At 71.3% G+C, this 20,357-nt stretch carries 16 protein-coding genes and 1 tRNA gene; 12 read left to right on the forward strand and 5 right to left on the reverse strand.

From position 1 onward, the window contains the following. Nucleotides 1–751 precede the first annotated feature (751 nt). Nucleotides 752–1,312: a hypothetical protein gene (locus ABZ808_RS04690; RefSeq protein ID WP_357000903.1), complete on the forward strand. Its 561-nt coding sequence runs from the start codon at nucleotides 752–754 to the stop codon at nucleotides 1,310–1,312. 341 nt (nucleotides 1,313–1,653) lie between these two features. Here the strand turns inward: ABZ808_RS04690 and ABZ808_RS04695 are convergent, their stop codons facing one another. Next, nucleotides 1,654–3,126 (reverse strand): MFS transporter, encoded by a 1,473-nt coding sequence (locus tag ABZ808_RS04695; RefSeq protein ID WP_357000905.1) that lies wholly within the window; start codon nucleotides 3,124–3,126, stop codon nucleotides 1,654–1,656. A gap of 55 nt (nucleotides 3,127–3,181) precedes the next feature. Next, nucleotides 3,182–3,418, reverse strand: coding sequence for a hypothetical protein (locus tag ABZ808_RS04700; RefSeq protein ID WP_357000907.1), 237 nt, complete (start codon nucleotides 3,416–3,418; stop codon nucleotides 3,182–3,184). A 151-nt stretch (nucleotides 3,419–3,569) separates the two neighbouring features. Between ABZ808_RS04700 and ABZ808_RS04705 the strand changes: the two genes are divergently transcribed. Together ABZ808_RS04705 and ABZ808_RS04710 are read left to right on the forward strand one after the other, a co-directional pair. Next, on the forward strand, nucleotides 3,570–4,727 hold the full coding sequence (locus ABZ808_RS04705) for a geranylgeranyl reductase family protein (protein ID WP_357000910.1): 1,158 nt from the start codon (nucleotides 3,570–3,572) through the stop codon (nucleotides 4,725–4,727). A gap of 263 nt (nucleotides 4,728–4,990) precedes the next feature. Continuing rightward, nucleotides 4,991–5,164 carry a hypothetical protein gene (locus tag ABZ808_RS04710; protein ID WP_167524833.1) on the forward strand — a complete coding sequence of 58 codons (174 nt, stop codon included), beginning with the start codon at nucleotides 4,991–4,993 and terminating at the stop codon, nucleotides 5,162–5,164. 55 nt (nucleotides 5,165–5,219) lie between these two features. Here ABZ808_RS04710 and ABZ808_RS04715 read toward each other — a convergent pair whose 3' ends face one another. Beyond that, the gene (locus tag ABZ808_RS04715; protein ID WP_357000912.1) at nucleotides 5,220–7,010 is read right to left on the reverse strand and encodes a 5'-nucleotidase C-terminal domain-containing protein; all 1,791 of its coding nucleotides are present in this window, start codon (nucleotides 7,008–7,010) and stop codon (nucleotides 5,220–5,222) included. Between the two features lie 163 nt (nucleotides 7,011–7,173). Between ABZ808_RS04715 and ABZ808_RS04720 the strand changes: the two genes are divergently transcribed. Further along, nucleotides 7,174–8,076, forward strand: coding sequence for an SDR family oxidoreductase (locus ABZ808_RS04720; protein ID WP_357000914.1), 903 nt, complete (start codon nucleotides 7,174–7,176; stop codon nucleotides 8,074–8,076). Between the two features lie 243 nt (nucleotides 8,077–8,319). On the opposite strand, the gene ABZ808_RS04725 is transcribed toward ABZ808_RS04720, so the two are convergent. Together ABZ808_RS04725 and ABZ808_RS04730 are read right to left on the reverse strand one after the other, a co-directional pair. Next, nucleotides 8,320–8,979 (reverse strand): nucleotidyl transferase AbiEii/AbiGii toxin family protein, encoded by a 660-nt coding sequence (locus ABZ808_RS04725; RefSeq protein ID WP_357000916.1) that lies wholly within the window; start codon nucleotides 8,977–8,979, stop codon nucleotides 8,320–8,322. Continuing rightward, a complete protein-coding gene (locus ABZ808_RS04730) occupies nucleotides 8,976–9,317 on the reverse strand; it encodes a hypothetical protein (RefSeq protein WP_357000918.1) in 342 nt (113 codons plus the stop codon). Before ABZ808_RS04730 ends, ABZ808_RS04725 begins: the two co-directional genes overlap by 4 nt. A gap of 1,042 nt (nucleotides 9,318–10,359) precedes the next feature. Between ABZ808_RS04730 and ABZ808_RS04735 the strand changes: the two genes are divergently transcribed. From ABZ808_RS04735 to ABZ808_RS04770, 8 genes are all read left to right on the forward strand, one after another. Then, a complete protein-coding gene (locus ABZ808_RS04735; protein WP_357000921.1) occupies nucleotides 10,360–10,944 on the forward strand; it encodes a hypothetical protein in 585 nt (194 codons plus the stop codon). A gap of 524 nt (nucleotides 10,945–11,468) precedes the next feature. After that, a complete protein-coding gene (fdh, locus tag ABZ808_RS04740) occupies nucleotides 11,469–14,741 on the forward strand; it encodes a formate dehydrogenase (RefSeq protein WP_357002755.1) in 3,273 nt (1,090 codons plus the stop codon). Further along, nucleotides 14,716–15,705, forward strand: a complete 990-nt coding sequence (locus tag ABZ808_RS04745; protein WP_357000923.1) for a 4Fe-4S dicluster domain-containing protein — start codon at nucleotides 14,716–14,718, stop codon at nucleotides 15,703–15,705. Before fdh ends, ABZ808_RS04745 begins: the two co-directional genes overlap by 26 nt. After that, a complete protein-coding gene (gene nrfD / locus ABZ808_RS04750; protein ID WP_357000925.1) occupies nucleotides 15,702–16,874 on the forward strand; it encodes an NrfD/PsrC family molybdoenzyme membrane anchor subunit in 1,173 nt (390 codons plus the stop codon). Before ABZ808_RS04745 ends, nrfD begins: the two co-directional genes overlap by 4 nt. Nucleotides 16,875–16,908: 34 nt before the next feature. Further along, nucleotides 16,909–17,004 (forward strand) — tRNA-Sec (locus ABZ808_RS04755). 21 nt (nucleotides 17,005–17,025) lie between these two features. Further along, on the forward strand, nucleotides 17,026–18,330 hold the full coding sequence (gene selA / locus ABZ808_RS04760; RefSeq protein ID WP_357000928.1) for an L-seryl-tRNA(Sec) selenium transferase: 1,305 nt from the start codon (nucleotides 17,026–17,028) through the stop codon (nucleotides 18,328–18,330). Nucleotide 18,331: 1 nt separating this feature from the next. Further along, complete coding sequence (gene selB, locus ABZ808_RS04765) at nucleotides 18,332–20,086, forward strand: selenocysteine-specific translation elongation factor (RefSeq protein ID WP_357000931.1); 1,755 nt, start codon at nucleotides 18,332–18,334, stop codon at nucleotides 20,084–20,086. A gap of 69 nt (nucleotides 20,087–20,155) precedes the next feature. Further along, nucleotides 20,156–20,353, forward strand: coding sequence for a hypothetical protein (locus ABZ808_RS04770; protein WP_030327722.1), 198 nt, complete (start codon nucleotides 20,156–20,158; stop codon nucleotides 20,351–20,353). Nucleotides 20,354–20,357 lie beyond the last annotated feature (4 nt).

Raw genomic sequence — 20,357 nt, forward strand, 5'->3', positions numbered from 1 at the left:
GGGCGGGTATCTGGAGATCGCGGGCGTAAATGTCCCCCGTCCGCGCACCGCGCCCAGCGCTCAGCGCCCAGCGGTGGCAAGGCGGGTTGATCGACTCGGCATCGCCGATATCGGGGTATCCCGGTGCCGTTGATACACCGATATCGCCGATGTGGAGTGGATCATCTCCGAGCGGCCGGTCTGGCCGGGCCGAGCCATGCCTGCCTGGGTGATATGTCGCTCGTGGGTGGTTTCTGGGTGTGACCGGCGGCATCCTGGGGCCGGAATGGTGGCGGCCCCGGACGGGTTACATACCCTGACGATCGCAGTACCACCGGCCGTTGGCCGGCCCCGTACCGGGGTTTGGAATGCCAGGCCGCGCCCGGTCGTTGTATTCCCCACGACCGACCGCATGGGTTTCGCCCGTGCCAGCGGATGGGCCGCCTCCGGGAATGACCCCCGGCCCCCGGTCGTTGTATCCCCCACGACCGACCGCACCGGTTCGACGGGCCACCCCGGAATGACCCCCGGCCTGCCGGTCGTTACACCCTCCACGACCGGCCGCACCGGTTCGATGTGTGGATGGGCCGCCCCCCGGAATGAGCCTGGCCTGTCGGTCGTTATATCTGGACCCGGCGCCACGAGCCCCCCGCTCGTAGGCAGCCGACGTTAAGACTTTCCCCCGTTTGTGCAGCGCCGGACGAGGTGCTCACACCCGCGCCACCGTCCCCCTGGTGGGTGGGTGTTCTTACCCCCGAAGGAGCTAACCCTCATGAACACGATCATTCGTAAGAGTGTGTTGTCTGTTGCTGGTCTCGCGTTCGCCGGTGGCGTCTTCGCCGGTCCGATCGCCGCCCACGCCGCCGCGCCGGCTGTGGATGCCAAGCCTGTCGCCGTGGCCGTGCAGTCGGTCAAGCCGCAGGGCGAGCAGTCGCATATCTCCCTCAACGACGAGCAGACCGCGAACGTGAAGGCGATCATCGCCGCGACGAAGAAGGCTGGTCTGCCGGAGCGGGCTGCGGTGATCTCGATCGCGACGAGTCTGCAGGAGTCGAAGCTGGAGAACCTGGGTCACCTGGGTGACCGTAACGACCACGACTCGCTGGGCCTGTTCCAGCAGCGCCCGTCCAGTGGTTGGGGTTCGCCGGAGCAGATCACCGACCCCGACTACTCCACCACCGCGTTCCTGAAGGGTTTGAAGCAGGTTGATGGTTGGCAGGACATGCCGCTGACCGTCGCCGCGCAGACCGTGCAGGTCTCGGCCTACCCGGACGCCTACGCCCAGTGGGAGCAGCAGGCCGCCGACCTCGTCGGCCAGTACTGGAACAGCTGACCCCGCCCGTATGACACCGACCGCTGGCCGGCACCCCGAACACGGGGGGCCGGCCAGCGGCATGTCCAGACCCAGGCGCGCCAGCGCCATGACGGGTTCGACGCTGGCCCGGGCAGCCGGTGGCTCCGGGCAGCCGCCGGGACTGGGGTAACGGCAGGCGCGGGGTAACGGCAGGCCCGGGCTAATGGCGGGACCGGGGCAACGCCGGGACCGGGGCAACGGCGCGACCGGGCTGGCGGCGGGAGCGGGCTAATGGCGGGACCGGGGCAGCGGCGGGACCTGGGCAACGGCAGGACCGGGCTGGCGGCGGGACCGGGGCTGGCGGCGTACCCCTGAGGTTTTCAGGTTTTGGTGTGGTTGCGGCTGCGGAAGATGTCGATCAGCGCGGCGACGAGCGCCAGCGCGATGATTCCGGTGGCGAGCAGGAGGGACATCTCGAAGGCGGTGGCCCAGTTGCCGTGGTTGTCGGCCAGCGAGGAGAAGAACATCGATCCGACGGCGGCGATGCCGGCGGCCGCGCCGATGCGTTGACCGGTCTGGAGCATGCCGGCGCCGCTGCCGGCCTGGGGTACGGGCACCTGGGCGAGGGTGAGGGTCTGGTTGGGGGCGATGACCAGGCCGCTGCCGATGCCGGCGATGAGGAGCGGCCCGGCGGTGACCCACGGTGCGGGGGCGTGCGGCCAGAGGCGTAGCGCCAGCACTGTCGCGGCCAGCCCGAGCACCACGCCGAGCAGGCCGATGGCGACCAGGGGCCGGCCGAAGCGGTTGACGATGCGTCCGCCCAGCGCGGACGCGGCGGCCGACCCGAGGGCGAACGGGGTGATGGCCAGGCCGGCGATGAGCGCGCTGTAGCCGAGGCCGTTCTGCAGGAACAGCGTGAAGATGAAGAAGATCGCGGTGAAGCCACCGAAGTAGACCAGCGCGATGATCGATCCCAGTGTGTACGACTGGAAGGTGAACAGCCGCAGGTCGAAAAGGGGCTCGCGGTGTCGCTCGTACCACCGCTCCCAGAGTCCGAAGGCGACCAGCACCGCCAGGCCGGCGGGGATGAGTGCCCACTTCCAGGGGGTCCGCCACTGCTGCTCCTGCACGAGGGGCAGCAGGACCAGGACCACTCCGACGCCGGGCAGCAGCACCCCGATCGGGTCGAGCCGCCGTCGGCCAGCCCGTCCCGCGGCGCGTTCGGGCAGCAGGCGCCAGCCGAGGATCATCGCGACGATGCCGACGGGTACGTTGACGAAGAAGACCCACCGCCATCCGTGGTCCTCGCCGCCGATGGCGATGAGCAGCCCGCCGAGCAGCGGCCCGATGGCGGTGGAGATGCCGATGGTCGCGCCGAGCAGCCCGAACGGGCGGGCCCTCTCCGGCCCCCGGAACAGTTCCTGGATCAACCCGGTCACCTGCGGGTTGACCACACCGGCGGCGGCGCCCTGGAGTAGCCGGGCGGCGACCAGCCAGGTGGGGGAGGTGGCCAGGCCGGCGAGGGCGCTGGTCGCGGTGAACAGCGCGATGCCCAACACGAACGCGTTGCGCCGGCCTCGGGCGTCACCGAAGCGGCCGGCGGGCACGAGGACCAGGCCAAAGGTCAGCGCGTACCCGGACAGGACCCACTGCAGGTCGCTCGGGGAGGCGTGCAGCGCGCGGTCGATGGACGGTACCGCGACGTTGACGATGCTCACGTCGAGCAGCGTCATGAACGCGGCGACGAGTCCGACGCCGACGGCCTGCCAGCGTCTGCGGTTCTCCGCCGCGTCGACCGGCTGGGGCGGTTGTGCCGTGCTCATCGTGCCCCCCGCTGACGGTCGATCACGCATTCCTGACCGCTACCCGGGCCAGCGGGGGGCGAATCGTCGCGGGTGGAGCGACGGGTCACGCCATCTGGCGGGCGCAGAACCGGGGGCCGAAGTCGAGGCCGGCCATCGGCGAGTCCTCGCGGTGCAGCAGGCCCTTCTCGGTGAGTATGTGCAGCGGTTCGTGCACCTGTTCCTCGGTGAGCCCGGACCCTTCGGCGATCAGATCCGGGTAGGGCACCTGGCCGCGTGCTTCGAGGGTGGTGACGGCCTGGTACACCCGTTGCTCGATCTCCGACAGCGGCACCTGCTGCATGATCGCCTCCTTCTCGACCCGTCCGCCTCAGCGCGGACGGTTGCGCCGCGTCGATTACCCCCTGGGTAGCCGAAGATGCCCACCCGATCGGGCGGTCGGCGGCCCGCCGTGCCCGGGTCGGGGGGGCCGGATGGTGCCCTAGGCTGCATCCGTGATCGTCTGGGATCTCGTCGTCGTCGGCGCCGGCCCCGCCGGGCTCTCCGCGGCACACGCCGCCGCCCGTGCCGGCGTCCGCACCCTGGTTGTCGAGCGGGCCGAGCACCCGCGCTACAAGACCTGCGGCGGTGGCCTGATCGGCACCTCGCTGGCGGCCGTGCGGGACCGGATCGAGGTGCCCGCGAACGACCGGGTGGACCGGGTGACGTTCACCCGCGACGGCCGTCGGGAGTTCACCCGTGGCAACGGCAGTCCGGTGCTGACCATGGTGCGCCGCGAGGAGTTCGACGACCGGCTGCGCGCGGCGGCGGTCGCCGCCGGCGCGCAGATGCGGGAGCGGGTCGCGGTCCGCGCGATCGAGCAGGACCCTGAGGGGGTACGCCTGCGGCTGGCCGACGGTACGACCCTCACCGCCCGTGCGGTGATCGGCGCGGACGGCTCCTCAGGGGTGACCGCCCGGCACGTGGGCGTGCGGTACCGGCAGGTGGATCTGGGGCTGGAGTTGGAGGTGCCCGTCCCGCCCGCCGAGCAGGAGCGCTGGCGGGGGCGGCTCCTGTTGGACTGGGGCGCGATGCCCGGCTCCTATGCGTGGGTGTTCCCGAAGGGCGACCGGTTGACCGTCGGTGTGATCGCGGGCCGGGGTGCGGGGGAGGGGACCCGCGCGTACCTGCGGCAGTTCGTGGACCGGTTGGGGCTGACCGGGTTGCCGGCGGAGCACGACTCGGGTCACCTGACCCGGTGCCGCGAGGAGGATTCGCCGTTGCGGAACGGCCGGGTGCTCGTGGTGGGGGACGCGGCCGGGCTGCTCGAGCCATGGAGCCGAGAGGGCATCAGCTTCGCGCTGCGCTCCGGTGAGTTGGCCGGTGTGGCTGTCGCCGACAGGGACCTGGCCGGCTACGAGCGGGCGGTCGCCGAGCGACTGGTGCCGTCGATGCGGGCGGGGTTCCGGCTGCTCGATCTGTTCACCCGTCGCCCGGCGGTGTTCCACGCCCTGTTGGCGACCCCGGCGGGGTGGCGGATGTTCGTCCGGTTCTGCCAGGGCCGGGCGAGCTTCGACGAGATGCTGGACCGCCGGCCGATCCGGGCGGCGCTCGCGGTGCTGGAACGGCTGCCCGAACCTCGCCGGCCGTCGCTCGCCGACGCCCACAGCTGATCCGCCGTATCCCAACGAGCGCTCGCCACCTGGGCCGCGGCGCCCACCAGGAAATCGACGACCGCAAGCAGGCCGGTCTTTGCGGCTCCCTGACCGGGGCGACGCGCCTGATCGACCAGCCTTCATCAATCACCCAGGATCCTAGGACGCCTTACGCGGGGTGTGCGGCCGCACCCGAAGGGCACGCGCAAACCACAGCAACGTGACAGGTGGCACCGGACCGCTCGGCAGCCGGACAATGACGGGGAGCAGGGGAGGCGCCGATGGCCGAGCAGCCGTTCACCGACGACGAGTACGCGTTCCTGCGCCACATCCGGTTCGGAGAGTTGCCGCCCGCCGTCCGTCCGGACGAGCGGGTCGCGCTGACCGAAACCGATCCCGGGCGTGACCGCCCGGAGAAGGCCGAGGACCCGGTGCGCTGGAACGTGCAGGGCTGAGAACACGCGACGGGCCGCGGGTGTCGCCACCCACGGCCCGCCTGTCGTACCGCGGTCAGAAGACCGGCACGCCTTCGCGTACCAGCCGCCAGTTGGGCTGGAAGAAGTCGTCCGGGTTGATCGTCCCGTGCTCCTGCGCCCAGTCGATGAGCAACTGGCGGATCTCCTGCTGCGCGTTGTAGACCTGGCTCTTCACGATGCCCGGGAAGTTGCCGCCGCCACTGCGCCGGTAGTTATTCACCGCCACCACGAACTGCGCGTTGTCCGCGACCGGGGTGTCCGTTCCCGGCAGGATCAGCCGGGTGATCCGCTGACCCACCGGCTTGGAGATGTCGATGTCGTAGTCCAGGCCGGAGAAGACGTCGTAGTTGTAGTCCGGTACCGCCGGGTCGCTGATCTGCTCCGGGTCCACCGGGGCGCCCGGGGCGAGGGTGCGGAAGTACTTCGCCGAGTACTCCAGGTACGCGCGCACCTCGGCGCCGCTGAGCACGACCGCTTCGAGGGTGTTGTCGTACACGTACAGCCCAGCCACGTCGCGGATCTTGACGTCGCCAGCGGGGAAAACCGCGGTACGACTGAACGGCGCCGCGATCGACAGCACCGGCAGATCGGCGTACGCGGTGCCGGCCAGCGCCGCCCCCACCACCTCGGTCTGCACGTGGTTGATGAAGTCCAGGATCGGCGTGTCCTTGTACCGCGACTCGGCCGCCGACAACTCCACCGTGGACTGGGCGACCACCTGGTTGACGTACGCCACGGTCTTCTGGTGTTGGGCCCGCACCGCGGCGAGGACCTTCGGGTCCTCGACCACCGTGTTGGAGTTGAGCATGCTGGCGGCCTTCTTGGTGATCGTCCACCGGCCACGCTCACGGGCGAGGGTGAAGTCCATCCGGGTGAGCCGCTGGCCCCACTTCGACGGCTCGGAGAGCAGCACCTGCGCGCCGGTCCGCTCGTTGGTGACGAACCGCTCCACCACCTCGTTGTGGGCGTGACCGAAGAGGATCGCGTCGATCCCCGGCACCTGCTGGGCGATCAGCGCCACCGGGTTCTCGTTCGGCAGCTCCGGGCCGTAGCTGGAGGTGCCGCTGTCGCCGCCGTGCGCGGAGATCAGCACGAGGTCCGCGCCGCGTGCACGCATGACCGGTACCCACTTCGCCGCGGTGGCGATCATGTCGTCGAAGCGCAGCCTGCCCTCGACGTTGCCTCGGTCCCAGATGGCCACGCCGGGGTTGGTGAGGCCGAGAATGCCCACCCGCAGGGTCGGCGCGGCGAAGCCGAGGGAGACCTTCTTGATGACGTACGGCAGGAAGGCCGGCTTGCCGGTCTTCGCGTTGACCGCGTTGGCGGCGAGCGCCGGGAAGCCGAGCTGGCGGATCCACAGGTCCAGCAGCGGCAGGCCGTAGTTGAACTCGTGGTTGCCCAGCGTCACGGCGTCGTAGTCGATGATGTTCATCGCCCGCGCCATCGGATGCTTCACACCGGTCTCGGTGATCGGCTCCTGCTTGGCGTAGTACGTCGCCAGGGGAGTGCCCTGGATGGTGTCGCCGGCGTCGAGCACCAGCGTCGCCTTGCCGCGGCGCTCCCGACGGATCTGGTTGATGAGGGTCGCCAGCTTCGCCACGCCGATGTCGTTCTGCCTGCTGTCGTCGTACTCGGCGTCGCGGTAGTAGTCCCAGTTGTAGACGTTGCCGTGAGTGTCCGACGTGCCCAGCAGGGTGAGGTCCCAGGTGCGGGGCCGGGCCGGGCCGGCCGCCTGCGCGGGGGCGGCGGCGATCAGCGGCGCGCTCGCCGCCGCGGCCGCGGCGGCGAGCACCCGGCGACGCGACGGGCCGGAGGGAGAGGTCATGTCGTGCCCTTCCATGGGGGTCGATGCGCCTCGTGAGCGCCTCGCGCACCATAACCAGCGCCGGTCGCTGCCGCCATGCCCGCCCCGCCGACCCTACGGTTTCCGCAGGCCACCGCAGGGTAGGGCAGTCAGGGACCGAGTCGCGCCGCAGGAGGAGATGTCGGTGAGCAAGGACCAGCACACCCAACAGGACCCGACCAACCAGTACGGCCAGCAGTCCGGCCAGCCCGGCCAGCAGCAGACGCCGCCCGGCTCGACCGGCGAGATGACGCCCAAGCCCGACCACGGCGAGGAGTCGTACCGGGGCAGCGGAAAGCTCGACGGCAAGCGGGCGCTGATCACCGGCGGTGACTCGGGGATCGGCCGGGCCGTCGCCATCGCCTTCGCACGCGAGGGCGCGGACGTCCTCATCTCGTACCTGGGCGAGGAGGAGGACGCCGACGCCCGGGAGACCATCCGCCTCGTCGAGGGCGCCGGGCGGCGGGGCATCGCGGTACGCGGCGACATCACCGACGAGGCGCACTGCCAGGACCTGATCGACCGGACCGTACGTGACCTGGGCGGCATCGACATCCTGGTCAACAACGCGGCCTACCAGATGTCGCAGGACAAGGGGATTCTCGGGATCAGCACCGAACAGTTCGACCGCGTCCTCAAGACCAACCTGTACGCGATGTTCTGGCTCTGCAAGGCCGCCGTCCCGCACCTGCCCGAGGGGTCGGCGATCATCAACACGGCGTCGATCCAGGCGTTCGACCCGTCGCCGCAGTTGCTGGACTACGCCACCACCAAGGCGGGGATCGCGAACTTCACCAAGGCCCTCGCCGCCGACCTGGCCGAGCAGGGCATCCGGGTCAACGCGGTGGCGCCCGGTCCGATCTGGACGCCCCTGATCCCGGCCACCATGCCGAAGGAGAAGGTCGAGCAGTTCGGCACCGACACCCCGCAGGGCCGGCCTGGTCAGCCGGCGGAGCTCGCCCCGGCGTACGTCTTCTTCGCGTCCCAGGAGTCCAGCTACGTCACCGGCGAGATCCTTGGGGTCACCGGCGGTCGACCGACCAAGTGATCCGCCGCCGGGTGGGCGTTCCCCGGGTCGTCCGCCCGGCGGCCGTCTGGGCCAGCGGTGCGGCGCCTTCGGTGCGGCAGTGCGGCGCCTTGGCTGGGGGGCCGTTTGGCCGAGCGGTTTGGCGCGGTGCCGTTTGGTGCGGCGGCGGTCCGGCTGTGGTTTGACACGGCGGTGCGGTAGCGCAGCGCGTTTCGGTGGGTCGTTCGCGTTCGCCTCGGTCTCGGGCCTCAGCCGGTGTCGGCGTCAGCGTGGCCAGGCGGCGAAGCGCTGCCGGACCTGGGCGACGTCGACCGCGCTCAGCCCGTAGCGGCCGAAGCGCTGCTCGGACAGTCGGTCCAGGTAACGGCCAGCGGCCCGCACGTCCGCCGGATCCAGGGCCGGGTCGACCTGCCGGGCCAGCTCCAGCAACTCCGTCACGTCATAGTGCTCCAGGGCGGCCGCCACGTCGATGAAGTCACGGACCTCCCGCCGGTTGACCAACGCCGCGATCTTGTTGGCGACCAGGTCGCGGACGTCCATCACCGGGCCGAGGTCCATCACCACCGGGCTCTGCTGCCGGTCGAGCCGGGCAAGGCTGAGCCGGATCTGCCGCCCGTCCCGGCTCACCACGAAATCCTTCATGTCCTGGTCGTACCCGTCGAACAGTTCGGCCAGCTCACTGTCAGGGTCGGCGTCGGTGACGGTGAACCCGGCGCGCTCGAGCGCCACGCGTACTCCGTTGGAAGCGGCCGCCGCGGCGCCCTCCACGTCGGCGAAGAGGTCCACGTCCTCCGTCGGGCGGGCGACCAACCCGTGCGCGGCCCAGGCCACCCCGCCACCCAGGACGAACCGGTGCGGCCCGGCGGCGGTCAGCGCGACCCGGGCCACCTCCCGGTAGAACTCGTGCAAATGGGGCGCGATCACGCCGCGCGCAGGCCGCGGTGCCGGCTCTCCCACGCCAGGCGTACGCCTCGCGGCAGGTTGAGCAGCCGCCACACCCGGCGCAATGTCCGCCCGTTGATCAGGACGCGCAGGTCCTCAGCGCGGGTGGTCTCCCGGAGTACGTTTTCGTACATCCAGAGCAGTTGGTCCGGGTCGCCCAGGTCGAAGGTGCGCTCGGCGTTCCACATCAACCGCACCGGCAGCTCCACCACGCCCTGGGTGGGACCGGCAAGCTCGGCGAGCGTCCGCGCCACCACGGCAGGGCGACCCGGACGGGCCAGGAAGGCCACGCCGGTCGCGGTGGGGGAAACGGCCTGCATGGTGTCAGGGTAACGCCCGCCCGAGCCGGTGTCGCTCACCGCGCACCTACCGCCTCGGATCGGCTCCTCGTCGTGCCCGAGTTGCCGGGGTGGCGTGTGGCTGATACCGCCCGGTGGTGAGCGGTTGTCGGTGAGGGGTGGCGGGCTGTGGCGGGTTTGTCGTGAATGGGGCCGTGTTCGCCGTGTCCGTCTCTGGACCGGTCACGCGTGTTGTGCGGCCCTGGGTCGTCGGACGATGCTGCCGACCGTGTCGGACGATGCCGCCGACCGTGCCGGGACGACGCCACCGACCGTGCGCTGGGCACGGGCCGACCCGCGCGCTGGGTTCGGGTGTTCGGGCGGCCGGGGTTGGGGTGTGTGTGGGCGGCGTGGTCTGGGGTTTTTGGGTGATTTTCTGCGGATTGCGGGAGTTGCCGCCCCCGTTCGGGCACCGCGCCCAGCGCCCAGCGGCGGCAAGGCGGGTTGATCGACTCGACATCGCCGATATCGCGGTATCACCGGTCCGTTGATACACCGATATCGGCGATGTGGTGTGGATCATCCCCGACCGGCGGGGTCTGGCCGGGCCGAGCCATGCCGGTCTGGGCGAAATGTTGCTCGTGGGTGGTTTCTGGGTGTGACCGGTGGCATCCTGAGGCCGGAATCGAGGCGGCCCCGGACGGGTTACATACCCTGACGATCGCAGTACCACCGGCCGCCGGCCCGCCCCGCGTACCCCGCGTACCGGGGGTTGGAATGCCAGGCCCGGCCCGGTCGTTACATCCCCCACGACCGACCGCACTGGCTCGACGGGCCGCCGGAATGACTTCGGCCCTCGGGTCGTTACATCCCCCACGATCGAGGTTCGACGTGTGGATGGGCCGCCCCCGGAATGAGCCTGGCCCGTCGGTCGTTACATCTGGACCCGGCGCCACGAGGCCCGCCCGTAGGCCGCCGAACCCCAAGACTTTCCCCCGTTTGTGCAGCGCCGGACGAGGTGCTCACACCCGCGCCACCGTCCCCTGGTGGGTGGGTGTCCTTACCCCCGAAGGAGCTAACCCTCATGAACACGATCATTCGTAAGAGCGTGCTGTCTGTTGCTGGTCTCGCGTTCGCCGGTGGCGTCTTCGCCGGCCCGATCGCCCACGCCGCCACCCCGGTGGATGCCAAGCCGGCAGCGGTCGCCGTGCAGGCTGACAAGCCCGACACCGCCAAGCTGATCCCGCACGGCGTGCAGGGCGCCCAGTCGCACATCACCCTCAACGACGAGCAGACCGCCAACGTGAAGGCGATCATCGCCGCCACGAAGAAGGCCGGCCTGCCCGAGCGGGCCGCGGTGATCTCGATCGCGACGAGTCTGCAGGAGTCGAAGCTGGAGAACCTGGGTCACCTGGGTGACCGTAACGACCACGACTCGCTGGGTCTGTTCCAGCAGCGCCCGAGCTCGGGTTGGGGTACGCCGGAGCAGATCACCGACCCGGACTACTCGACCACCGCGTTCCTGAAGGGTTTGAAGCAGGTTGATGGTTGGCAGGACATGCCGTTGACCGTCGCCGCGCAGACCGTGCAGGTCTCGGCCTACCCGGACGCCTACGCCCAGTGGGAGCAGCAGGCCGCCGATCTGGTCGGCCAGTACTGGAACAGCTGACCCCAGCACCACGAGAGAACCGCTGGCCGGCACCCCCACCACGGGGTGCCGGCCAGCGGCATGTCCAGACCCAGACGCCAACGCCACGACGGGGTTCGACGTCTGGTGTAGGTCGGGTTGGCGCGCGACGCGTCGCTGGCTGGCGCGGGGTAGGTGGATGGCCTGCCGCACCTGAAACTGTCCAAGATCTCGTGGCGACGCGGGGCTTGGGCGATGAGGGGCCGCAATACGGTGCGGTCGGCGGGGTGGGGAACAAGGTGGGGCGCTGGGTGGTTGTGGACGAGTGTCGGTGTGACTCAGTGTCCCCGGGCCTCACCTAATATCGCCGTCGCGGAATACCGTCAGGCTGGAGCCGCGTCGCGCCACTCGCCGAGAGGCGACCTGCACACCGACACCAGCGCCGCCCCCGACCCACCCGGTCGAGGGCGGCGCTGTCTGTGCCCAGCTGCTGAAACCCTGGTTCGCGAAGATGGCTCGTCTGACTTATGTTCATGAGGTCGCTCGCGTGGGAGGGGGTGTCGGAGATGGGTCTGCGGACGTTCATCGAGGGTTGGCCGGTTTATCGGCAGCTCACCGGCACCGATCCGCTCGGCCGGGGTGCCGCGGCGCAGTCCGCCCGTTCGGCGGGGCTGACCGCCCGCACCGAGATCGCCGACAGTGTCGCGCGGTCCGTGTGCCCGTACTGCGCTGTGGGTTGCGGTCAGCGGGTGTTCGTCAAGGACGGGCAGGTCACGCAGATCGAGGGTGACCCGGACAGCCCGATCTCGCGGGGTCGGCTCTGCCCGAAGGGCTCGGCGAGCAAGAGCCTGGTGACCAGTCCACTGAGGCAGACGAAGGTCCGCTATCGCCGGCCGTACTCGACGCAGTGGGAAGACCTGGAGCTCGACACCGCGCTCGACATGATCGCCGACCGGGTGCTCGCCGCACGCGAGCAGACCTGGGAGGACGTCGACACGCAGGGCCGGCCGCTCAACCGGACGCTGGGGATTTCCAGCCTGGGTGGGGCGACGCTGGACAACGAGGAGAACTACCTCATCAAGAAGTTGTTCACCGCGATGGGGGCACTCCAGATCGAGAACCAGGCCCGTATTTGACACTCCGCCACCGTCCCCGGTCTGGGGGCCAGCTTCGGTCGTGGCGGTGCGACGGATTTCCAGCAGGACATCGCCAACGCTGACGTCATCGTCATTCAGGGTTCGAACATGGCCGAGGCGCATCCGGTGGGTTTCCAGTGGGTGATGGAGGCCAAGCGTCGTGGTGCGAAGGTGTTCCATGTCGACCCACGGTTCACTCGGACGAGTGCGGTGGCTGATGCGTACCTGCCGATCCGGGCGGGCACCGACATCGCGCTGCTCGGTGGGGTGGTGCGCTACATCTTGGACAACGAGTTGGACTTCCGGGAGTACGTGCTGTCGTACACGAACGCGGCCACGATCGTCAGTGAGCAGTTCAGCGACACCGAGGACGGCGACGGGTTCTTCTCCGGCTTCGACCCGGAGACCGGAAGCTACGTGCAGGACAGCTGGCAGTACGCGGGGAACGAGGATTCCTCGGGCAGCGGCCACACGGCCAAGGAGCGCGACACCGCGGCCGGGTTGGAGCACGAGTCGCACGGCGCGCCGGTGGGCGGGCAGACCCAGCGCGACGAGACGTTGCAGCACCCGCGCTGCGTCTACCAGATCCTCAAGCGGCACTTCGCCCGCTACACCCCGGAGATGGTGGAGCGGGTCTGCGGCATCCCCCAGGACCAGTTCCTGGAGCTGGCCCAGGCGTGGACGCGGAACTCCGGCCGGGACCGCACCGGCATGCTGATCTACTCGGTGGGGTGGACGCAGCACAGCGTGGGTGTGCAGTACATCCGGACCGGCGCGATCATCCAGCTCCTGCTGGGCAACATGGGCCGCCCCGGTGGTGGGGTCATGGCGCTGCGCGGGCACGCCAGCATCCAGGGCTCCACCGACATTCCGACGCTGTTCAACCTGCTGCCGGGTTACCTGCCTATGCCGCACCACGCCGATCACCCGACCTTCGACGAGTGGGTGGACAGCATCCGCCACCCCGGCCAGAAGGGCTTCTGGGGCAACGCCGGGTCGTTCGCCGCCAGCCTGCTCAAGGCGTACTGGGGCGACGCGGCGACACCGGAGAACGACTTCTGCTACGGCTACCTGCCTCGCCTGACTGGCGATCACGGCACGTACCAGCAGGTGTTGAACATGATCGACGGGAAGATCAAGGGATACTTCCTGCTCGGCCAGAACCCGGCGGTCGGCTCGGCGCACGGGCGGGCACAGCGGCTCGGGATGGCGAACCTGGACTGGTTGGTGGTCCGGGACCTGTTCATGATCGAGAGCGCGACGTTCTGGCAGAACGGCCCCGAGGTGGCCACCGGGGAAATCGTTCCGGAGGAGTGCCGCACGGAGGTGTTCCTCCTGCCCGCCGCCTCACACGTGGAGAAGGAGGGCACGTTCACCCAGACCCAACGCTTGTTGCAGTGGCGGGAGAAGGCTGTCGAACCGCCGGGCGACGCCCGCTCCGAGCTGTGGTTCTTCTACCACCTCGGCCGCAAGCTACGGGAGAAGCTGGCCGACTCGCGGTTGCCCCGCGACCGGGCGTTGCTCGACCTCACCTGGGACTATCCCACGCACGGTCCGCACGACGAGCCGAGCGCCGAGGCGGTCCTGCGCGAGATCAACGGGTACGACGTGACGACCGGCCGCCCGCTGTCCACGTTCGCCGATGCCCGCGACGATGGCTCCACCGCGATCGGCTGCTGGATCTACACGGGCGTCTACGCCGACGGCGTCAACCAGGCGGCCCGCCGCAAGTCCCGCCACGAGCAGGACTGGGTGGCCGCCGAGTGGGGCTGGGCGTGGCCGGCGAACCGGCGGATCCTCTACAACCGCGCCTCCGCCGACCCGGACGGAAATCCGTGGAGCGAACGTAAGAAGTACGTCTGGTGGGACCCGGAGAAGGGCGAGTGGACCGGCTACGACGTGCCGGACTTCGAGAAGACCAAACCGCCGTCGTACCGGCCGCCGCCCGGTGCCTCCGGGCCGGAGGGCATCGCCGGTGACGATCCGTTCGTCATGCAGGGCGACGGCAAGGGCTGGTTGTACGCGCCCAGCGGCGTCCTGGACGGGCCGCTGCCGACGCACTACGAGCCGGTCGAGTCGCCGGTGCGCAACCCGCTCTACCGGCAGCAGGCCAACCCGACCCGCAAGTCGTACGCGCACCCGGTGAACTCGGTGAACCCGAGCCCGCCGGAGGAACACAGCCACGTCTTCCCGTACGTCTTCACGGTCAGCCGGCTCACCGAGCACCACACGGCCGGCGGGATGAGCCGTACCGTGTCGCCGCTGGCCGAGTTGCAGCCGGAGATGTTCGTGGAGGTGTCGCCGGAGTTGGCGGTCGAGCGTGGCCTCACCCATCTCGACTGGGCGCATCTGGTGACTGCCCGCGCGGCCATCGAGGCGAAGGTGCTGGTGACCGATCGGCTCACCCCGCTGCGCGTGGACGGCCGGGTGATTCACCAGGTCTGGTTGCCGTACCACTTCGGTTTCGAAGGTCTGGTCACCGGTGACTCGGCCAACGACCTGTTCGGCATCAGCCTCGACCCGAACGTGCTGATCCAGGAGAGCAAGGTCGGCACCTGCGACGTGCGGCCCGGCCGTCGCCCGCGAGGACAACACCTGCTGGACCTGGTCGCCGACTACCAGCGCCGGGCCGGGATCACCGCGGGCGGGCACGCGCCGGCCGTCACCACGGACAGCGATGGGGAGGGACACGGTGCTTCCTGACCCGAACAGCCTGTACGGGCCGCTCGACCCGGCGCCTGACGCCGGCTATGTGGACGCGCCGCCGCGGATGGGGTTCTTCACCGACACCAGCGTCTGCATCGGCTGCAAGGCGTGCGAGGTCGCCTGCAAGGAGTGGAACGGGGTGCCCGGCTCCGGCCTGGACCTGCTGGGCATGTCGTACGACAACACCGGCGCGCTGACCGCGAACTCGTGGCGCCACGTCGCGTTCATCGAGCAGCCCCGCCCGGCTGGGCAGCACCCGCCGTCGGCGGACGTGCTCGGCGAGCCGGTGAACGCCGGCCCGCAGCGGTCGGTCGACGCGGGCGCGGGACCGCAGTTCCTGGGGATGCCGGGGGCGCAGCCGCCGGGTCGGGGTACCGGTGCGGAGGGGCGTAGTGATTTTCGTTGGTTGATGATGTCGGATGTGTGTAAGCACTGCACTCATGCGGCGTGTCTGGATGTGTGTCCGACGGGTTCGTTGTTTCGGACGGAGTTCGGGACGGTGGTGGTGCAGGAGGATATCTGTAATGGGTGTGGTTACTGCATTTCGGCGTGTCCGTATGGGGTGATTGATCAGCGTAAGGGTGATGGTCGGGCGTGGAAGTGCACGCTGTGTTATGACCGGTTGGGTGCGGGGATGACGCCGGCGTGTGCGCAGGCGTGTCCGACGGAGTCGATTCAGTATGGGGTCCTTGATGAGTTGCGGGAGCGGGCCGCGACGAGGGTCGCCACGCTGCATGAGCGGGGGGTGTCCGAGGCGCGGTTGTATGGGCATGACCCGAACGACGGTGTCGGTGGGGATGGGGCGTTCTTCCTGCTGTTGGATGAGCCGGAGGTGTATGGGTTGCCGCCGGATCCGGTGGTGACCACGCGGGACCTGCCGGCGATGTGGAAACGCGCCGGCCTCGCCGCACTGGCCATGGCGGCGGCAACCGTCGTCGCTTTCGTCGGGAGAAACTCGTGAGTCCACACCGCCCCCCGGTGGGCGACCTGTTCCGCCGCTTCCGCGACCGCCTCGCCGCCGAGAGCACCGGCCAGCTTGCCGCCGAGAGCACCGGCCGCGCGGACACGCCCACGGACCCGGCTCCATCGCCACCCGGGGCCGCCCGACCCACCGCCCGAGGCTCCGGCCGGCAGGGCGGTCGGCGCGGTGGCCGGCGCGGTGGCGGCGAGGAACTGCGGGTGCCGGAGGCCGAGTTCACCTCGTACTACGGCCGGCCGATCCTGAAGGCGCCGGTCTGGAAGTGGGACATCGCCGCGTACCTGTTCACCGGAGGTCTGGCCGCCGGTTCGTCGCTGCTCGCCGCCGGAGGGCAGGTCACCGGCCGGCCGACGCTGCGCCGAGCAGGCCGGGTCACCGCCCTGACCGCCGTGACCGCCAGCGCCGTGTTCCTGATCAGAGACCTGGGTCGGCCGGCGCGGTTCCACCACATGCTGCGGGTGGCGAAGCCGACCTCGCCCATGTCGGTGGGCACCTGGATCCTCACCGCGTACGGGCCGGCCGCCGCGATCGCCGCGATCGCCGAGAGCGCCGGTCTGCTGCCCCGGCGTGGGCTGCTCGGGCTCGCCCGCCGGACGTTGCCACCGGTGGGGCACGCGGCTGGGCTGCTCGCCGCCGCCACGGCACCGGCGCTGGCCACGTACACCGGGGTGTTGCTCGCCGACACGGCGGTGCCGTCGTGGCATGAGGCGTACCCCGAGTTGCCGATCGTCTTCGCGGGCAGCGCGCTGGCCAGCGGCGCCGGCGTGGGTCTGCTCGCCGCGCCGCCCGCCGAGGCCGGGCCGGCCCGGCGGATGGCGGTGGCCGGGGCGGCCCTGGAGTTGTACGGCGCGCACCGGGTGGAGACCCGGCTCGGGCTGCTCAGCGAGCCCTACCGGCGGGGTCGGCCCGGTCGGCTGCTGCGCGCCGGCCGGTGGCTGACCGCCGCCGGGGTCACCGGGGCGCTGCTCGGCCGACGCAGCAGGACGGTCGGCGCGCTCTCCGGTGCCGCGTTGCTGGGCGCGTCGGTCGCCACCCGTTTCGGCATCTTCTACGGCGGTGTCGCGTCGGCCCGCGACCCGCGCTACACGGTCGTGCCGCAACGCGAGCGGGTGAACGCCCGGCGGGCCGGGGCGGATCTGCCGGCTGACTGAGCGCCCACGTCGGCGTTGTGATCGAATGGCCGACGGAGGCGTTCAGGCGGCTGGTGCCCCTCCCGGTCTTCAAAACCGGTGTGGTCCGGGACCCGGGCCAGGCGGGTTCGATTCCCGTCCGTCTCCGCCAACATGGGCAGGAGATGACGCGATGCGCGACGGTGCGGTGGATCCGCGACGCCGGGTGCCTCGCACCGACACGTTGCTGGCCGATCCGCAGTTGGCCGCGGCCACCTCGACCCTTGGCCGGGATCGGGTCAAGGCGCTCGTCGTCCGGACGCAGGAGCGGGCCCGCCGAGGCGAGATCAGGCCCGACGAGGTTCGGGACGCGGCGGTCGCGGCGTTGCCGGCGCCGAGCCCTCGCGCGGTGTTGAACGCGACCGGCGTGGTGCTGCACACCAACCTGGGTCGGGCGGCACTGTCGACCACCGCTGTCGCCGCCGTCGTGGCCGCCGCCGGTCACACCGACGTGGAGTTGGACCTGAGCACCGGGCGACGTGCTCGCCGCGGCCGGGACGCGCTCGCCGCGCTCGCCGCCGCCGTGCCCGACGCGGGCGCCGTACACGTGGTCAACAACGGCGCCGCCGCGCTGGTGTTGGCCGCCACCGCGTTGGCCGCCGGCCGGGAGATCGTCGTCAGCCGGGGCGAGCTGGTCGAGATCGGGGACGGCTTCCGCCTGCCCGACCTGCTGGAGAGCACCGGTGCCCGGCTGCGGGAGGTGGGCACCACCAACCGCACCACCCTCGCCGACTACGCCGCCGTGCTCGGCCCGCAGACCGGCTTCGTGCTCAAGGTGCACCCGTCGAACTTCCAGGTCACCGGCTTCACCTCGGCCACGCCGGTGCGGCAACTGGCCACGCTGGGCGTGCCGGTGGTCGCCGACATCGGCTCCGGTCTGCTCACCCCGGATCCGTTGCTGCCCGACGAACCGGACGCGGCCACCACCCTGCGCGCCGGCGCCGCGCTTGTCACCGCGAGCGGTGACAAGTTGCTCGGTGGGCCGCAGGCGGGGCTGCTGCTCGGCGACGTCGAGCTGATCGACCGGCTGCGCCGCCATCCGCTGGCCCGGGCGCTGCGGGTGGACAAGCTCACCCTGGCCGCGCTCGCCGCCACCCTGCACCAGCCGGACACCCCCACCCGGGCGGCGCTGCACGCCGACCCGGGTGCCCTGCGCCGCCGGGTGGAGCGGCTCCGTGACCGGCTCGGCGCGGACGGCCGCAAGGCGGAGGTGGTGCCGGCCGTCGCGGTGGTCGGCGGCGGGGGCGCCCCCGGCGTGGAGTTGGACTCGTGGGCGTTGAGCCTGCCCGAGCGGTACGCGGCGCCGCTGCGCACCGGAGACCAGCCGATCCTCGGCCGGGTGGTGCGGGGTCGACTCCTGCTCGACCTGCGCTGTGTGCCCGCCGACGCCGACGAGGCCGTCCGAGCGGCCGTGCTCCGGGTGCCCGGGGACGACTGACGTGTTCGTCGTCGCCACCGCCGGGCACGTGGACCACGGCAAGTCGACCCTGGTCCGGGCGTTGACGGGGATGGAACCGGACCGGTGGGCCGAGGAACGACGCCGGGGAATGACCATCGACCTGGGCTTCGCCTGGACGACGCTGCCGTCGGGCGGCACCATCGCCTTCGTCGACGTGCCCGGTCACGAGCGGTTCGTGCCGAACATGCTCGCCGGGGTCGGTCCGGTGCCCGCCGCGCTGATCGTGGTCGCCGCCGACGAGGGGTGGATGCCGCAGTCCGCCGAGCACCTGGCCGCGCTCGACGCGCTCGGCGTCGGGCACGGCCTGCTGGCGGTGACCCGCGCCGACCTGGCCGATCCGGGGCCGGCGACGGCCCAGGCCCGCGCCGAGATCGCCGCGAGCAGCCTCGGCGCGGTGGAGGCGGTGGCGGTCAGCGGTCTGACCGGCGCCGGCCTGCCGGAGCTGCGCACCGCCCTGGACCGGCTCGCCGCCGGGCTGCCGGCGCCGGCCGTGGACGATCCGGTCCGGCTCTGGGTGGACCGCAGCTTCACCGTGCGCGGCAGCGGCACCGTGGTCACCGGCACCCTCGGCGCCGGTCGCCTCCGGGTGGGCGACGAGTTGGAGTTGGCCGACACGCAGGAGACGGTCCGGGTCCGTGGCCTGCACTCGCTGGGTGAGGCCCGACCGGAGGCCGCGGCCGTCGCCCGGGTGGCGGTCAACCTCCGGGGTACGTCCCGCGACCGGATCGGCCGAGGCGACGCGCTGCTCACCCCGGGCCGGTTCCACCGCACCGACGTCGTCGACGTCCGGCTCACCGGCGACCCGGCCGCCGACCTGCCGGCCACCCTCACCCTGCACGTCGGGTCGGCGGCGGTGCCGGTGCGGGTTCGGCCGCTCGGCGCGGACACCGTCCGGCTCCGGCTGGCCCGGCCGCTGCCGCTGCTGGTCGGCGACCGGGCGCTGCTGCGCGATCCGGGTCGACACCACGTCTCCGGTGGCGTACGCGTGCTGGACGTCGCGCCACCACCGCTGGCCCGAAGAGGTGCCGCCGCGGCCCGCGCGCAGGTCCTCGCCGACCTGGACGGTCGACCCGACCTGGCCGGGGAACTGCGCCGCCGTCGACTGATCCGTGCCGGCACGCTCATCCGGATGGGTGTGCCGGCACATGTCGCGCCCGTGGCCGGTGACTGGCTGGCCGACCCCGCGCACTGGCGGCGGCTCGGCGACCAGGTGACCGAGGAGGTCGCCCGTTACGCCCGGGAACACCCGCTGGAGCCCGGGATGCCTGTGGACGTGCTGCGTCAGCGCCTGGCACTGCCCGACCGGGTGCTGGTCGAGGCCCTGATCCGGCCGCCGCTGCGCGTCCACGCGGGTCGGGTTGGTGCGGCGGGTGTGGCCGATCTGCCCGAGCCGGTGGCCCGGGCCGTGCAGCGGGTCCGCGACGAGTACGGCGACCGGCCGTTCCGTGCCCCCGAGGCGGACCACCTCGTCGACCTGGGCCTGGGTCCCCGGGAGATCGGAGCCGCCGTGCGCGCCGGGGCTCTCCTGCGACTGGCCGACAACGTGGTGCTGCTGCCCGACGCGCTCGACGACGCGGTCCGGGTGTTGGCCGGGCTGCCCCAGCCGTTCACCCTGTCGGCGGCCCGGCAGGCGCTTGACACCACCCGCCGGGTGGCGGTGCCACTGCTGGAGTTGCTGGACCGCCGGGGCGCCACCCGCCGACTGCCCGACGACGCCCGGATCGTCGTGACCTGAGCGCTCGTGCGCGCGGTGGTGTCGGGCCAATGGCCTCCCAGGTCAGCGGCGGTCACCTACGGTGACGCCATGGACCCTTCGGCGGTCTGGCGGGACCGGCAGCACCGGTGGCGGATCGAGGCGTACCGCGCGCCGGACCTGCGGTTCGCCATCTACGCGACAAACGGCCCCACCGAGTCGGTTCCGCTGTGGCTGTTCGGCATGTCGGCGCTGGCCCGGTGGCTGATGACGCACGCCATCTCGCTGGACGACCTGGAGGTCGACTGAGCGC

This window comes from Micromonospora sp. NPDC047527, from assembly GCF_040643015.1.
Lineage (GTDB): Bacteria > Actinomycetota > Actinomycetes > Mycobacteriales > Micromonosporaceae > Micromonospora.